This is a genomic window from Oceanobacillus sojae (assembly GCF_900162665.1).
GTDB classification, from domain to species: Bacteria; Bacillota; Bacilli; order Bacillales; family Amphibacillaceae; genus Oceanobacillus; species Oceanobacillus sojae_A.
Window position 1 is genome coordinate 1 of sequence record NZ_LT727797.1, and the last position, 957, is coordinate 957.

The following is a 957-nucleotide window of genomic DNA, read 5'->3' on the forward strand; positions in this document are numbered from 1 at the left end:
AATGATTGGGTTTGGGTAACGATTACTTTCCATCATAAAAACTTGAAGAATCGTGGAATTGCCGGTTGGAAAGAAAATAATCCTACCTTAGTAAAAACAGGCAAAAAGTATTTCATTCATTTTTCTTATGAGAAAAAGATTCAATTAAATAAAACAAAATTAAAAGAACAAGTCATCGTTTCTGTAGACTTAGGTATCACGAATTCTGCGGTTTGTTGTGCAATGCGTTCAGATGGAACTGTCATCGGCAGGAAATTTATTAATCAACCGGTAGAAAAAGACCGTATGTACACAAAAATCAACAAACTAAAGAAAGCTCAACGTCATTCAGGGTATGTAAATGCACCAAACTATTGGAGACGAATTAATGGTCTAAAGAAACATATTGTGCATCATACATCTTCAGAAATTATCAAATTTGCTGTCGATCATCAAGCAGATATCATCGTATTTGAGTACCTTGGTAAAATGAAACACCCAGAGGGGATGTATGGTGCAAAAAAGTTACGCCATAAAGTACATCATTGGAGCAAGCTGGGCATTCAAAGGAAAGTTGAAGAGATGGCACATTACAAAGGCGTACGTATTCGACGAGTAAGCGCTAAGTATACTTCCGCGCTTGCTTTTGACGGTTCTGGAGAAGTGAAACGGAATCATAAAAAAGACCTTGCCGCCTATCAAAATGACAAAGTCTATCACGCAGATTTAAATGCTTCTTATAATATAGGAGCACGGTATTTTATTAGAGAATTCCTTAAATCCTTTTCTGAAAAGAAAAGGTTACTACTGGAGGCAAAAGTTCCTTCCTTAGTAACTAGAACTCGGCTGACATTGGCTTCATTAATTAGCTTACATCAGGCGTTACGTACTAATGGTGCGTGATTATGCGTGCTGTTTGCTGTATTTAAGTCAATAGAAGCCCCTTTCAAATCTTAGATTTGGTGGGGGAGGTTCACT

General features: G+C 37.1%; 1 protein-coding gene. It reads left to right on the forward strand.

What is annotated here, in order from left to right; genetic code table 11:
• Positions 1 to 882, forward strand: an 882-nt coding sequence (locus BN1068_RS00050; protein WP_139344684.1) for an RNA-guided endonuclease TnpB family protein, incomplete at its 5' end; no start/stop codon positions are given.
• Positions 883 to 957 lie beyond the last annotated feature (75 nt).